Here is a 15,007-nt window from a genome sequence, read left to right on the forward strand (position 1 = left end):
TACGGCAAGGGTGATTTTTTTACGATTCCCATGGCAGCCACACCTCAACACATGTTCCTTCCTGCAATACGCTGTCGATGGAAAGTCCATATTCTTCTCCAAACTTCAACCGGATTCTTTCATTCACATTATACAAACCATAAAAATCATTGCTATCTTCAATTTTCGTCGTCAAGCCGCCACGAACCTGATTCAACCGTTCTTTTGTCATACCAATTCCATTATCTTCCACCCGGATAACACATTTGTCTTTTTCCCTTCGTCCGGTAACTACTATCCTTCCCTTTCCTCTCTTATTCTTAATTCCATGATAAAGTGCATTTTCCACAAGTGGCTGTAACGTTATTTTTGGTATTTTGCAGTTAGCAATCTCCTCCGGTATATCCACATCATACGTTAAAATATCCTGATATCTTACTTGCTGAATCTGCAAATAACTTGTAATATGACGACATTCCCCTTCTAAAGACACAATGTCTTTTCCACTATTTAAGGAAGCACGGAAAAAATCAGACAACGTCTGTACCATACTAACAACCTGTTCTTTTTGACCTGCTTCGGCCAGCCAAACAATTGTATCCAGCGTATTGTATAAGAAATGAGGATTAATCTGCATCTGTAAGATTTCCAATTCAGCTTCTCGAAGTCTCATCTGTTCCAGCATCACATTATCAATCAGCGTCTTTATTTTTTCAATCATTACATTTAATGAATCCGCTAACAATTTTACATCCACACCATGTTCCATATGTGCCCGCACCTCAAGATTTCCATCGGCAACCTCTTTCGTAATACTACTCAGATAGCGAACCGGTTTAGAAATACTTCTCGGAATAATTGTAATCATCATCGTGGTAACCACAACAAGAAAAGCAGCAAGGAACAAACTTATAATAATCATATTTCGGGTGATGTGCTGCATATCCGAATAAATAAGTGCACTTTGTCTGTTTTCATTATAAAGCAGCTGCAGCATCTTATTTTGAATATTTGCGGTAACTAATTGTACGCCATTTTCCCACAAATCCCGATTTTCATCATATTTCCCTTCTTTTTGCATATTTTCCTGAATCGTTTTGGTATATTTTTCAAGCACTTGAAAATAACGTTCAATCTGGACAATACATTCCTTGTTTTCGCTATTTTCCGTCGTTGCCTTTACACGTCTGATAATATCCTTTGCATAACGGATATCTTGTTCCGGATTTTGATCCGTATAAGTACGGTTTCCGGTCGTAATCAAATATATTTTATAATCATAATTCTTTTTAAAATCCAAATTGAATTCACTGATAATGGCCGTATTCCTTACAACTTTATCATAACGGTTGGTTGCATCCAACGCACATACAAACCAAATCAGGACAAACAAAATCAGCGGCACTAAAAGAAGTACAAATGCCACTGAAATTTTTTTCTGAATCGAAAAATCACGATACTCATCTATTTTCTTCCTAAAAATACGAAAAAATAATTTTTTCATCCTTTTGCCCCTCCCTCTCGGTACTGTGTTGGGGTACATCCCTGATTTTTCTTAAATAAATGTGAAAAATAGTGTGGATCTTTATAACCAACTTTTTCACTTATTTCACTGCTCCGCATCGTTGTGCATTTCAAAAGTTCTTTGGCTTTATTCATACGTACATCCGTCAAATAACGGATAAAAGTATGTCCTGTCTTCTGGCTGAAAATCGCACTCAGATGATTTGGACTGACATTCACCTCTGCCGCAACGGTATTCAGTGACAAATCCTCATCACTGTAATTTTTGTCGATATATTTTTTCGCAAGCTCGACAATATCGCTGTTATGCTCTTTCGTGTGGCGGTCTCGTATCTCCATCACCTCACGGAACAAAGAAATCACATAAGAAATAGTTGTATCTAACTGCTGTAAAACCTGTTCCATCTGCACCGGGCTTTCAAACGGCTCCTTTCTGGAAAACTCCTCTGAATCTCCAAGCTGCTCCAAAAAATGGCTCGCCGCAACATACATATCCATCACAATATACTGGCGGAAAATCAATGAATTCTGACAGGCATCCCCTGCATTTTCAAGATATTCCTCTACAAAAATCGGAACTTCCTCCGAATCACCTCCACGCAAAAAAGCTTCAATCCGAGTCTTATCAAGTCCGCCAAAATTAATCTTTCCAACATGATACTCGCCATCGGCTCTTTCCATCAAAACCGGCTTTCTATCAATCTGCTCAAATCGCAGAATCTGATTCCCTTCCACCAGAAAACGATAAGCAAAGGCATGTGCTGCCGTCTCATACGCTTGTGAAATTTCCCGAATACGGCTCACCGGACTGCCTACACTTCCAAAATAGCCAATTTCCGGTTTTTCTGATAACATATTTTCTAAAAAATCTGCCAAATCCTTCGCATCTTCTTCCATCTTCTCTTTTGATTCTTCCATAAAGAGAATAATTTCGCCCTCCGGTTCTCTGTCAAAACACACCATATGTTCCGATTTGGAAGATATATAATTTTGCAATTTGTCATTCATTTCATTGACTGCTGCCGAATAAGAATCAAAAGTACTTCGTCCGATTTTCACAAGCATTATCTGATAATAGGACGCAGCCAACTCAATTCCAATACTGCGTGCTTTTTCCAGAAGCTCTGCCATAGAAAGTCTTCCCTCAATCAGATTGGAAAAAAAGAGGCTCTTAGCATGCTCTCTGCGTTCTTTCTCTCCGGCCTCGTCCTCTCTGTCACGCCTGCCCGCTTGTCTTTCTTCTGTAATTTTGTCTGCTGCACGTCTGACAACCTGTAGTAATTCATCACTGTTAATCGGTTTTAACAAATATTCTTCCACACCAATTTGAATGGCATCCTTTGCATATTCAAATTCTTCATGACCACTTAAAATCAAAATCTTTGTCTGTGGCAGTTCTTTTTTTACCAAACGGCTTAACTCCAATCCGTCCATAAAAGGCATGCATATATCTGTAATTACAATATCCGGATGCTTCTTTTTTATAAGAGGAAAGGCCAGTTCTCCATCACTGGCCTCTCCAACAAACGAGAGACCATAGGCCTCCCAATTCATATTCTTGATTCCCTCTCTGACAATAAATTCATCTTCGACAAGAAATACACTGATCATAAAAAAACGCCTTCTCCCTACTCGTTCTCCATTTTATAATTTCATTGAATCAACGGCTGTCCGCTCAATCGGAAGTCCTTCTTTGTAAATCCGGATAAATTCATCAAATCCTTTGACTCCTTCCGGATTCGGATTTAATTCACTGCCTTCCTGACCGGCAAACACCTCTTTATTCAAATAGTCACCAAGATTTTTTCCATCGTTATGAATTAAATAAGCAGCTAACACAGCAATGCCCCAGGCACCACCTTCACCGGCCGTTTCCATAACAGAAATTGGTGTATCTACAGCGTCTGCCAAAATCTGCTGACCGACACCTTTGGTTTTAAATAAACCGCCGTGGCCTAAAAGCTTATCTACTGCTACTTTTTCTTCTTTCAAAAGAAGGTCCATACCAATTTTCAAAGAAGCAAGTGCCGAATACAGATTCACACGCATAAAGTTAGCTAAATTAAATTTACTGTTTGGGGTGCGGACAAACAATGGACGTCCTTCTTCCATTTCCGTAATATTTTCACCGGAAATATAATTGTACGCCAACAGATTTCCACCGTTTGCATCGCCTTCCATCGCTTTTTTGTACAATGTGCCATACAACCGGTTCATATCGACATCCAGACCAAAACTCTCTGCAAATTCGCGGAAAATATTTACCCACGCATTCAAATCAGATGTACAGTTATTGCAGTGCACCATCGCAACCAAATCACCGGACGGTGTTGTAACCAAATCCAGTTCTTTGTAAACTTTACTCAATTCTTTTTCAAGAACTACCATAGAAAATACCGATGTACCGGCAGACACATTTCCTGTGCGCCGTGCAACAGAATTCGTTGCCACCATACCGGTTCCTGCATCTCCCTCCGGCGGACAAAGCGGAACTCCTGCCTCCAAATCACCGTCTGTATCAAGAAGTTTTGCGCCTTCTTGTGTAAGTGTTCCTGCATCCTCTCCGGCGGACAATACTTCCGGGAAAATGTCCATTAATTTCCATGGATATCCTTTGTCTGCAATCGCTTCATCAAACTGAGAAACCATTTTTGCATCGTATTTTCCTGTTTCAATATCAATCGGGAACATACCGGATGCATCCCCTACACCAAGCACTTTTTTGCCGGTCAGCATCCAGTGAATATAACCGGCTAATGTTGTCTGGAAGCAAATATCTTTTACGTGTTCTTCTCCATTTAAAATTGCCTGATACAAATGGGCAACACTCCATCTCTGCGGAATATTATACCGGAATAAATCTGTCAATTTTTCCGACGCTTCTTCGGTAATCGCATTGCGCCAGGTGCGGAATGGAACAAGAATTTTGTCATCCTTATCAAATGCCATATATCCGTGCATCATGGCACTAAATCCAATCGCAGCCAATTTGGTTACTTTCACACCGTATTTTTCCTGCACATCTTTTTTCATATCCTGATAGCAGTCCTGCAATCCCTTCCAAATAGCATCGATGCTGTAAGTCCAGACACCATCCACTAACTGATTTTCCCATTCATGGCTTCCGGATGCAATCGGATGATGTTTTCCATCAATCAAAACCGCCTTGATTCTGGTTGAACCAAATTCAATACCAAGTACCGCTTTTCCCTCTTCAATCTGCTTTTTTGTATCCATTCTAATATCCTCCATTTCTTTGTTTATTTCTCGCACATCTGTGCATAACGCCAGGAATCTTCACACATCCGTTTCAAATCGTACTGTGCTTCCCAGCCAAGTTCTTCTTTTGCCTTTTTCGGGTCTGCGTAGCAAGTGGCAATATCGCCGGCACGACGTGGCTTAATCGTATATGGAATTTTCACTCCATTTGCTGCCTCAAATGCCTTTACAATATCCAAAACACTGTAACCATTTCCCGTTCCTAAATTATAAATATTAACACCTTCTGCAGATACAGCCTTCTGAATCGCATTCACATGTCCTTTTGCCAAATCAACTACATGAATGTAATCGCGGACACCTGTTCCATCCGGTGTATCATAATCATCACCAAACACACCAAGTTCCGGAAGTTTGCCAACTGCCACCTGCATAATGTACGGCATCAGATTATTCGGAATTCCATTCGGACTTTCCCCAAGCAAACCGCTCTCATGCGCTCCAATCGGATTAAAGTAACGTAAAAGAACAACGCTCCACTCATTGTCCGATGTATAAAAATCAGATAAAATCTGCTCTAACATCGACTTCGTCCATCCATACGGATTTGTACAGGTTCCTTTCGGGCACTCCTCCGTAATCGGAATCTGCGCCGGATCACCATAGACTGTTGCGGAAGAGCTGAAAATAATGCGCTTGCAGCCATATTCCTTCATTAATTCACAAAGATTTAATGTACCGGTGATATTATTCTGATAATACATCAACGGTTTTGCCACTGACTCTCCAACCGCTTTTAAACCTGCAAAATGAATCACAGCATCCAGTTTATGCTCCTCAAAAATCGGACGCATACTCTCCTTGTCTAACATATCTGCTTTATAGAACGTAATTTTCTTTCCTGTGATTTTTTCAATTTTATCTACCACATCAATTTTTGAGTTATACAAATTATCAAAAACAACTACTTCATATCCCTTGTTTAGAAGTTCCACACACGTATGGGAACCAATGTAGCCGGTTCCGCCTGTTACTAAAATTTTCAAAATTGTTTCCTCCATTTCATTTGACTAAAATTAGGTTCGAGCCTCACTTCTTATGTGCAAGCACGACGCTTTGTTTCCTTTATCATAGTGGCTCGAAATCGTTCGTTTTCCTTTGTTATTGTACCACAGGTCCATCACCAATTTCAACTACATAGAAGTCTGCGCTAAGCCCTGTTTTTTCTGTATAGATTCTTCCGGTTTCCTGAATAAATTCATCCACGAAATTTTCTTTTACAAGACTAATTGTTGAGCCGCCAAAACCGCCCCCGGTCATGCGGGAGCCAAGAACCCCGTCCTGCTGCCAGGCTGCCTCTGTCAGCGCATCCATTTCATCTCCTGTGACTTCGTAATCTTCAGACAACGACTGATGGGAGGCTTTCATTAACTCGCCGAATGTTTTCAGTTCACCGTTTTTTAACGCCGCAGCCGCCTGCTTTGTTCTGGCATTTTCCGTGACCGCATGTTTCACACGTCGTTTTCTATCGTCATCCTTAACCGTCACCTGATACAGATTCCATGTTTTTTCATCCAAATCGCAAAGGGCATGAATTCCAATTGCCTGTGAAATTTCTTCCAGAGCAGTTTCACATTCTTCTCGTCTTTCATTATACTTTGACTCACCAAGTTTATGCTTTTTATTGCTGTTCGCAATAATTAATTTTACTCCGGACAGTGTAATAGGAATATACTCATAACCCAAAGTTTTCGTGTTTAATAAAATTGCATGGTCCTTTTTCCCCATCGCTACAGCAAACTGATCCATAATGCCACAATTTACGCCACAAAATTCATGCTCTGCCTGCTGCCCCATTAATGCAAGATCCACATTGGTCACATCAAAGCCATACAAGTCCCGCACAATAAATCCAATCAGCACTTCCAAAGATGCCGAGGAAGAAAGTCCTGCCCCACTTGGTAAGTCGCCAAACAACAGTAAATCCATGCCAAATGGCAGTACCATTTCTTTCTTTTCAAATGCCCACAAAACACCTTTAATATAGTTCGTCCAATCGGATTCATTCACTACTTGATAATCCCCAATCGCAATCTCCTGAATCTCGTCTCCCATGTTCATGGAATAAACTTTTATTTTCTTGTCCGCACGTCTTCTCGCAACTCCATAAGTTCCAAGTGTCAGTGCACACGGCAGCACCAGTCCCCCACTGTAATCAATGTGCTCACCAATCAGATTCACTCGTCCCGGTGCAAAATATACTTTTGTACCATTGGTATCACCATAAATGTCCTGAAATTTCTCCAGTAATTTTTCCTTCATCATTTCTCTCCCTCGTTTTCATTAACTCCATTATAACAAACTCTCCCTATAAACGGTCAATGGATTATTATAAGGTAATGGTGGATTTTTTTATAGTTACGAAATCCGCAAACAAAAAAACCACACATCTGAATTCCTTTCAAATGCATGGCTCTTTTTTTGTTCCAATTAGGCTTCTTCTGCTTTATCAACTTCTACAATCGCAGACTTCTGCATCGGAATACGACAGTTTTTGTTGCTTCCAAACTCAACGATAACCACTTCGTCTGTCATATCAATGACAACACCGTAAAAACCGCTGGTTGTAAGAATACTGTCACCAACTGCAACTGCATTTACCAATGCCTGATGCTCTTTTTCTTTCTTTTTCTGCGGACGAATCGCAATCAAATAGAATGCGCCAATAATTACCACATAAAGCAAAATAATTCCAATTCCCTGCATGAGTTAAACCTCCTAAAATCATTCATCCAAACCGGCTTCCATACGTGCCAGCTTGTTCTTTTTATATTCAGAGAAAGTACCTGTTTCGATAGCTTCCCGAATTTCTTCCATCATTGTATTATAAAAATACAAATTATGCAAGACTAATAATCGCAGACCAAGCATTTCCTTTGCCTTCAAAAGATGCCTGATATACGCCCTGCTGTAGTGTCGGCAGGCAGGACATCCGCATCCGACCTCAATTGGACGGTCATCCAGTTCATACTTTTTATTCTGCAGATTCATCTTGCCATGGTTTGTGTAAGCATGTCCGTGTCGCCCATTTCTCGCCGGATATACACAGTCAAAGAAATCAACCCCCCGCTCTACAGCTTCTAAAATATTCTGTGGTGTACCAACCCCCATCAGATAAATGGGTTTATCCTGTGGCAGTTCCGGCACCGTAACATCCAAAATGTGATACATCTGCTCATGCGTTTCACCGACTGCCAAACCACCAATCGCATAACCATCCAAATCCAGTTCGCGGATTGCTCTTGCGTGATTAATACGGATATCTTCAAAAGTTCCGCCCTGGTCAATACCAAAAAGCATCTGCTCCTTATTAATCGTATCCGGAAGTGCATTTAACCGCTCCATCTCTGCCTTACAACGGCGCAGCCACCGCGTCGTTCGGTCAACCGAATTCTGCATATATTCACGCGTAGCCGGATGCGGCGGACACTCATCAAATGCCATCGCAATCGTTGACGCGAGATTCGACTGAATCTGCATACTTTCCTCCGGTCCCATGAAAATTTTACGTCCATCAATATGTGAATTAAAATGCACGCCCTCTTCTTTGATTTTTCTAAGTCCGGCTAAGGAAAACACCTGAAATCCGCCCGAGTCTGTCAAAATCGGCTTGTCCCAATTCATAAACTTATGAAGACCACCTAATTTTTTTATCACGTCATCACCCGGTCTCACATGCAGATGATACGTATTTGACAATTCAACCTGCGTGTGGATATCATGTAAATCCATCGTAGAAACTGCACCCTTAATCGCAGCCACCGTTCCTACATTCATAAACACCGGCGTCTCAATTACGCCATGCGGTGTCGTGAAACGACCTCTGCGCGCACGCCCATCAGTCGCCAGCAATTCATATTTCTTCATTTACCGTGTCACTCCAAAACCAAGTATTGTAAATTTCTTCGCCTCGTCGCCTTCTTTCATGCGGAATACGATTTCGTGTTTTTTGCTCTCTTTTTCATCAATTAAAATCTGCGGATTACAGTGTGCCCATCCATTATCGAGTGGGTTAATCTGTTTTACCACATTGCCATCAACTAAAATATCAGCCGTACCAAATTCGGACGAACCGGAATCTTTGATGACCGCCACTAAATTTTTACAAGTAATCGTCATCCTAAATTCTGCCCCTGTTACAGAACCGTCATTCATCCAGTTGTCAGCAAACTCCGGTGAACCATTTAAATCCATATCACGCTCTACATACTGGATATCTGTATCTTTTGCATCATACCCATTCTGTACAATCACTGCAAAATCTTCTGCATTTGTGCGGTCAAAGCGAATCAAATTCTTAAACTGTGTGCCATAAACCGGCTCTTTGTCAAGAGAAATATCCTGCTCTGCCATCTCCTCTTTGTCTACCTTTTCAAACAAATTTGCAATGCAGTCTGCCATAATGCGGTGTCCATCATTCGTTGGATGGTAAATATCATAGAAGAACTGTCTCTTTGTAATTACACGATTTTTTTCAAACTGCGGAACAACAGCATCTTTTACACTAACCATCGGCAGTTCATAGCGCTCACCAATTGGCTGCAATCGATTTTGCAGATTCCAGTCATTCATAAATACTGCAAAATTCAATAACACTGCCGGTGCATTTTCAGCTTGAAGAATTTTCATCACAAGACTCTCAAAACTAACACCCTGCGTCTCATCGCCCTCGTCATTTACCGCAAATTCAACCACTACCAAATCCGGCGTAATCTCGCCATTTTTCGTAACATCTAAATCATAACGCACCATACCAAGTTCGGATGGAGTTCCACCGACACCGGCCTTTACATAGTGCATATTTTTTCCATCGCAAGGTGAAAACAACTTGCAAAATGCGTCATAAGAACGGTAAGCATAACACATCGTGTTGATTGGCTTTCCGCCGGCTCCCTGTGTAATCGAGCCTCCAATATAAGCAATCGTCACATCCTCGCCGTGTTTACATTTTTCGATTACCTTTTTCAGGCGATAATTGTTTCCTGTCGACACAAGCGAGTTTTCAATCATATCCTGATACTCCGGCGAATCAAAATTAACCGGTGGGTCAACTTGAATTTCCGGCACTTCATAGCCATCATTTACATAAAATTTGACTGTCAAATCCATATTTTTATTTTCTTCCGGGAAAATAAAATTAAAGGAGCCAAAGCAGTCATCATCCTCATTTACCGGGTAGGCATCTACCGGAAGAACCATTTCTTCTCCCGTACATGGAATTGTCGCTTCCATCACAGTTCCTGTCGTGTATTTATCGGTTTTTCCATAACACTGGAACTGAAACTCGACTTCCTTTTCTTTATCTGCCGGGTCTTCCGCCTTAATACTGACACCAACACTGTGAACCAGTTTGCGGAATGTCTCCATCCTTGGGAGCATATCCAGCAATTCTTCATCAATATCTCCTGATGTAAATTTTACCTGATCTTTTAATCTTCCCTCTAAGTACACATAATCGCGAATTACGCCCTCCGGGTCTTTTGAACCGGAAATCGTCTTGTCTAAAACAGCATATAAACATGGTCTTTTTTCAACCGGATCCTTCGGTGCTGCAGGTCCTCTCATATTCTTACAACTCCTTTTTTCAAATCATTTTCAAATGCAAAAGTCCCCTTTTGCACGGCAATCGTTATTATTATAACGCAAAATCGTCAAAAGGGGAACCCCATTATTTCAATTCCCGGAGCCAAATCAAACAGCAAATATCCAGCGTCAAATACTGCCTCCATTATATCTGATATACGAGGCTTATCGTTATTCCTTCTCTTTTTCAATTAACTGATAATAACACAAATAATTTTTTGCAAATAAAACGCCTGCTAATGCTAATGCACATCCAAGCCCTGAATAAAAAAAGGCAACAAATATATCCGGAAAAATACCAGCAGCCCTTAATCCAACCCCGCCACTCATCATACAAGCCATCATCACATAAGCTTTTTTATCAAAGAAATTCCAAAATGGCCGTTCATCTTCGTACCCTATAATTCTCTTCGTGTGTTTTTTACTCATTTTCAAAAACATCGCCCCAAAAGCAGAAAATACAAGCATTGAAAAAATAAACAGATACCATTTTGTGTCAATCATTAAATACGATAATATTCCCATCCTGGCAACATTAAATCCTGCCAACAGCCACACAACACCCGCAATCAAAAGAAGTGTTCTCTTTTTTACATAAAATCTATTTTTCATCGTCCCACTCCTTATATTTTTTTAAACATTCATCTGCATTGGCACAAATCTTATTAAACACCTCTTTGCACATATCTATTTTCTCCTTTGTTACTCCACTAAAAACATTCTTTGCAAATTGTTTTTGTGTCCTTATGCCGCTTTGTACAATTGGTTCTGCCTTATCCAGTAAAGTAATCTTGATATATTTTTTATTACGAATGCTCTGCTCCCTTTGAATGAGCCCTTTACTCTCCAGTTTTTTTAGTGAGGTCGACACATGGGATTTGGTCGATTTTCGAATCTTCACTATCTCAGCTGCTGTATTATGCTGCGGATTATTATTCAGAAACATGAGTATATCATATTCCATCTGTGTCAGCTCATACTTCTCGCACACATCCCTTGTAAGCACCTCATAATAATTAGTAAGTGTCTTATGCTGGTCCCAAAAAAACATCGTCATACCCCTCATTGCATTGTTCTATTTAGAACGATTATATGGCATTGTATTCTATTTGTCAACAAAAAATTCCTTTCCATCCGTTTTACTGCTCCCTTGCCCTATTAGCTTATTTTACTTGTTTTAAATGCTGTCACCCGGTCAAGTTTTGCTTGACATTCATAAAAGGCCGGTGACTCATAAATCACATACGTGTAAGCTCCGTCAATCGCAATTCCTTCATTCATCGGAGGCATTTTAACGGTCTTTTTCTTTTTGTTTTTCTTAATCGACAGTTTGGTGTAATCCCATGTCGGCTGATACGTTTCTAACTGCGACATAAAACCTCTGCGTCCCTTTTTGGTCTGACAGGAGCGGGAAACAATCATTTTCCCTGATGTAGTAAACGCAACTCCCTGTGTCCGGTTCGGCATAAGAATCCGGTTTGTGTAAGTAAGAGATGGCGCTGCGGATTTATTCTGAATGGTATAACCGTACATATATTTTGAGGAGAATTCGCTGTACGCTGCTGCCCAGATTCGGTTATTGTAATAGGTAACGTAAGACATCGTTTCCGGCATTTTTACAACGGAAGCAAACCGGTAAATCTCGTAATACGGCCTGCCGGATAAAACTGCTGCCTGAACCTGATTAAACTTAAAACTCTGCAAATTTTTACCGTATGTCACCCAGACATTCTCGCCATCAAAGGTGATGCCGCCCACATGCCCGGTATGTGGCAGAACAATGGTCGTAATATACTTTCTTGTTGTTTTGTTCATCACATAAATAACCGATTCCTGTTTTTTCGTGTAATCATATGCAGAAATCAGCAGATAATTTCCGGCAAATGTCACACTCTGAGGGACCATACGTGTCGCATAAAAGCACCCCACATTTGTTCCAACAAGTCCCGGAATCACATAACTCTTTGCATAAGAGACTCGTTTTTTGAAGGCTTTATATTTTTTATAAGCCGCTGATTTTTTAAACGCTTTTTTCGTTTTAAAAAACTTGGCTGATATACTCGTCGCTTTCACTTTTTTAGAAGCAGTTTTGATACTTTTTACCGTTGAAACCGAACTCATCGTAATCCCGGACACGGTTCGCACTGCTTCGATTTTTACATAGTATTTTGTATTCTTCTTTAATCCGTCTATACCACGGATTTTCGACTCGTCTGCGGGCACTTTGACTACTGCCTTGTAACCGGAAGCCGATTTTTTGGAATAATAAATATTAAAATAATCTGCTCCGGTTCCTTTGCTCCATTTGACCTTAATCCGCTTATCACCACCTTTGATCTTTGAAATACTTGGTATCGATGGTGCCGTACCAAACAATACTTCCTCTGACGGTTCGCCCGGATTATCCACATCACCGGCATACGCAACAATCGTAAAATAATAGTCCTTTCCGGCGGAAAGTCCTGTCACATCAAATGTCGTCTCTATCGTATTACCTGCCAAAATACTTTCTTTTGAAGTCGATTTACGATAATAAATCTGATAACCGGTGGCTCCACTGACTGGCTCCCACGCAAGCGTTATCTTTGTCTTTACATTTTTTGTTGCAGTAATTTTTGTCACTTCACCAGGCTGCAGAGCTACAAGCAGGACTTCGGATTCTTTTCCATAATACCCACTCACACCGGCACGAATTTTTACATATAAAATCTGTCCTTCTTTCAAATTTGTAAATTCATAACTGGTTTTTGTCGTGCTTTTCAAGAGTGAAAAACCACTCGTCTCTTTAGATGAGGTAAAAATTTCGTATTCCTTGCTTTCTGCCAGTGCATTCCACTCAATCACTGCTTTTTTCTTGGTTGTCTCTTTCCTCCTCAGCCCGGTCACCTGTCTCGGAACAATACGAACCGTATAGTTTATCGTCTTGTCCTGATAGGACAATTCTAATTGCTGCTCACCAATCTTCGTCGTATCGACAGCCGTCATCTTCTCCGGATGCACAAGCTGCTCTGTTGCGTCCTCATAAGTCACTTTGATAACAACATTTTCCTTAGTAAATGTACTTTTATAAGGGAGTTCAATTTCCGTATCGACAACTTCTATCTTTGCAATTTCTTTCGTTTGTCCGGCCGGTGTACTCTCCGCCGCCAAAGTCATTTTTCCATCCAATCCCATTCCTGCAAGCAATCCCATAACAAGAATGAGCACTATTATCCTACGTTTCATTTTGTACTGCCTCCTATTCTGCCAGTCTCATACTTTTTGTATGTCGTCTTTTCGTCTGACACTCACTATAGCCGACAGGTTTGTCACAAAAAAGGCCACGCATCTCTGCGCAGCCTTCTCTATAAATAACAGGGGCACTAGGAATCGAACCCAGCTCTGGAGTTTTGGAGACTCTTATTCTACCGATGAACTATGCCCCTACAAGTAAGTGTTTTTCGCACTCACTCGATTATCATACCTCGTTTTAAGCCTTTTGTCAAGCATTTTCTATTCGCTAATACCCTTTTCGCTGATAATTTTGCGAATGGTATCTTCTGATTCTTCACACTCGTCCGCAATTTGTGAAATTGACTTTCCTTTATTTAATTTTTTCTGAATTTGTACACGCAGGCCTTGACCAATTCCTAATTCGATTCCCTGCTCGATTCCCTGCTCAATTCCTTGCTCGATTCCCTGCTCAATTCCTTGCTCTATTCCCTGTTCGATTCCCTGCTCGATTCCCTGCTCGATTCCCTTTGTAATCCCTTCTTTCAATCCTTGCTCATACTTCTCATCCATCTTCATTTCCAGTGTCATATAGTCATCCCTCCATTCTGTGTCTCTTCGGATTTTCAGCACACGCTGTTCTAATCGCTCGGTAAATCCATCTGTCGGAGTCTTTGTTTTCAGGTAATCAAGAAGATGTGCAAGTTCCTCCGGTACATCTTCTCGACTTCCGTTTATATTGATAAAAATTGTTTTTCTTTTGTTAACCATCCGTTTTTTAAACGACACTTTGCTCACTACTAATAAATTTTTCATGCGTTCCAGTCATTTTCTCTAATTATTTTCCAAATTACTTCTTCCGACTCTTCACACTCGTCCGCAATTTGCGAAATTGACTTTCCTTTATTTAATTTCTTCTGAATCTGTACACGCAACCCCTGACCAATTCCTAATTCGATTCCCTGTTCGATTCCCTGCTCGATTCCCTGCTCGATTCCTTGCTCGATTCCTTGCTCAATCCCTTGCTCGATTCCCTGCTCAATCCCTTGCTGGATTCCCTTTGTAATCCCTTCTTTCAATCCTTGCTCACGCCCCTGCTCATACTTCTCATCCATCTTCATTTCCAGCGTCATATAGTCATCCCTCCATTCTGTGTCTTTTCGGATTTTCAGCACACGCTGTTCTAATCGCTCGGTAAATCCATCCGTCGGAGTCTTTGTTTTCAAGTAATCAAGAAGATGTGCAAGTTCTTTCGGCACACCTTCTCGGCTTCCATTTATGTTAATAAAAATTGTTTTTCTTTTGTCCTGCAAATGAATCTCTGTATCCTCACGGCAAATCGATTCAAATGTGTATACACTTCGGTTTTTAACAAACAAATCGAAATTACATACAAAAATAACAATTGAATGTTTTAGGTTTCCATACTTCT

The 15,007-nt window shown here is 40.7% G+C and carries 12 protein-coding genes, 1 tRNA gene and 1 pseudogene; all 14 read right to left on the reverse strand.

Annotation, left to right across the window (positions count from 1 at the left end; all coding sequences use genetic code 11):
* Nucleotides 1–19 precede the first annotated feature (19 nt).
* Complete coding sequence (locus DW005_RS14205; RefSeq protein ID WP_242989404.1) at nucleotides 20–1,483, reverse strand: sensor histidine kinase; 1,464 nt, start codon at nucleotides 1,481–1,483, stop codon at nucleotides 20–22.
* Entirely contained in the window at nucleotides 1,480–3,114 is a 1,635-nt protein-coding gene (locus DW005_RS09145; protein WP_117479052.1) for a response regulator, read from the reverse strand. Before DW005_RS09145 ends, DW005_RS14205 begins: the two co-directional genes overlap by 4 nt.
* Before the next feature lie 33 nt (nucleotides 3,115–3,147).
* Complete coding sequence (locus tag DW005_RS09150) at nucleotides 3,148–4,740, reverse strand: FGGY-family carbohydrate kinase (protein WP_117479053.1); 1,593 nt, start codon at nucleotides 4,738–4,740, stop codon at nucleotides 3,148–3,150.
* A 23-nt stretch (nucleotides 4,741–4,763) separates the two neighbouring features.
* Nucleotides 4,764–5,768, reverse strand: coding sequence for a UDP-glucose 4-epimerase GalE (galE, locus tag DW005_RS09155; protein ID WP_022377469.1), 1,005 nt, complete (start codon nucleotides 5,766–5,768; stop codon nucleotides 4,764–4,766).
* 115 nt (nucleotides 5,769–5,883) lie between these two features.
* On the reverse strand, nucleotides 5,884–7,044 hold the full coding sequence (locus tag DW005_RS09160) for a galactokinase (protein WP_117479054.1): 1,161 nt from the start codon (nucleotides 7,042–7,044) through the stop codon (nucleotides 5,884–5,886).
* A gap of 168 nt (nucleotides 7,045–7,212) precedes the next feature.
* A complete protein-coding gene (gene yajC, locus DW005_RS09165; protein ID WP_117479055.1) occupies nucleotides 7,213–7,488 on the reverse strand; it encodes a preprotein translocase subunit YajC in 276 nt (91 codons plus the stop codon).
* An 18-nt stretch (nucleotides 7,489–7,506) separates the two neighbouring features.
* The gene (gene tgt / locus DW005_RS09170; RefSeq protein WP_022377466.1) at nucleotides 7,507–8,649 is read right to left on the reverse strand and encodes a tRNA guanosine(34) transglycosylase Tgt; all 1,143 of its coding nucleotides are present in this window, start codon (nucleotides 8,647–8,649) and stop codon (nucleotides 7,507–7,509) included.
* Nucleotides 8,650–10,347, reverse strand: coding sequence for an SGNH/GDSL hydrolase family protein (locus tag DW005_RS09175; RefSeq protein WP_117479056.1), 1,698 nt, complete (start codon nucleotides 10,345–10,347; stop codon nucleotides 8,650–8,652).
* Nucleotides 10,348–10,536: 189 nt separating this feature from the next.
* Nucleotides 10,537–10,977, reverse strand: coding sequence for a hypothetical protein (locus DW005_RS09180; protein ID WP_117479057.1), 441 nt, complete (start codon nucleotides 10,975–10,977; stop codon nucleotides 10,537–10,539).
* The gene (locus tag DW005_RS09185; protein ID WP_117479058.1) at nucleotides 10,967–11,416 is read right to left on the reverse strand and encodes a MarR family transcriptional regulator; all 450 of its coding nucleotides are present in this window, start codon (nucleotides 11,414–11,416) and stop codon (nucleotides 10,967–10,969) included. Before DW005_RS09185 ends, DW005_RS09180 begins: the two co-directional genes overlap by 11 nt.
* 107 nt (nucleotides 11,417–11,523) lie before the next feature.
* Nucleotides 11,524–13,590, reverse strand: a complete 2,067-nt coding sequence (locus DW005_RS09190) for a fibronectin type III domain-containing protein (RefSeq protein WP_117479059.1) — start codon at nucleotides 13,588–13,590, stop codon at nucleotides 11,524–11,526.
* Nucleotides 13,591–13,719: 129 nt separating this feature from the next.
* Nucleotides 13,720–13,790 (reverse strand) — tRNA-Trp (locus DW005_RS09195).
* 67 nt (nucleotides 13,791–13,857) lie between these two features.
* Nucleotides 13,858–14,391, reverse strand: coding sequence for a hypothetical protein (locus DW005_RS09200; protein WP_117479060.1), 534 nt, complete (start codon nucleotides 14,389–14,391; stop codon nucleotides 13,858–13,860).
* Nucleotides 14,388–15,007, reverse strand: a pseudogene (locus tag DW005_RS09205) (hypothetical protein); the annotation flags it as partial. The pseudogene DW005_RS09205 and the gene DW005_RS09200, both read right to left, overlap by 4 nt.

The sequence above is a fragment of the Clostridium sp. AF36-4 genome (assembly GCF_003435975.1).
Taxonomy (GTDB): Bacteria; Bacillota; Clostridia; order Lachnospirales; family Lachnospiraceae; genus Eubacterium_F.

Coding starts and splice junctions, on each gene's coding strand:
- DW005_RS14205 (WP_242989404.1), bottom strand. CDS start 1,483: ATGAAAAAATTATTTTTTCGTATTTTTAGGAAGAAAATAGATGAGTAT.
- DW005_RS09145 (WP_117479052.1), bottom strand. CDS start 3,114: ATGATCAGTGTATTTCTTGTCGAAGATGAATTTATTGTCAGAGAGGGA.
- DW005_RS09150 (WP_117479053.1), bottom strand. CDS start 4,740: ATGGATACAAAAAAGCAGATTGAAGAGGGAAAAGCGGTACTTGGTATT.
- DW005_RS09160 (WP_117479054.1), bottom strand. CDS start 7,044: ATGAAGGAAAAATTACTGGAGAAATTTCAGGACATTTATGGTGATACC.
- yajC (WP_117479055.1), bottom strand. CDS start 7,488: ATGCAGGGAATTGGAATTATTTTGCTTTATGTGGTAATTATTGGCGCA.
- tgt (WP_022377466.1), bottom strand. CDS start 8,649: ATGAAGAAATATGAATTGCTGGCGACTGATGGGCGTGCGCGCAGAGGT.
- DW005_RS09175 (WP_117479056.1), bottom strand. CDS start 10,347: ATGAGAGGACCTGCAGCACCGAAGGATCCGGTTGAAAAAAGACCATGT.
- DW005_RS09180 (WP_117479057.1), bottom strand. CDS start 10,977: ATGAAAAATAGATTTTATGTAAAAAAGAGAACACTTCTTTTGATTGCG.
- DW005_RS09185 (WP_117479058.1), bottom strand. CDS start 11,416: ATGTTTTTTTGGGACCAGCATAAGACACTTACTAATTATTATGAGGTG.
- DW005_RS09190 (WP_117479059.1), bottom strand. CDS start 13,590: ATGAAACGTAGGATAATAGTGCTCATTCTTGTTATGGGATTGCTTGCA.
- DW005_RS09200 (WP_117479060.1), bottom strand. CDS start 14,391: ATGAAAAATTTATTAGTAGTGAGCAAAGTGTCGTTTAAAAAACGGATG.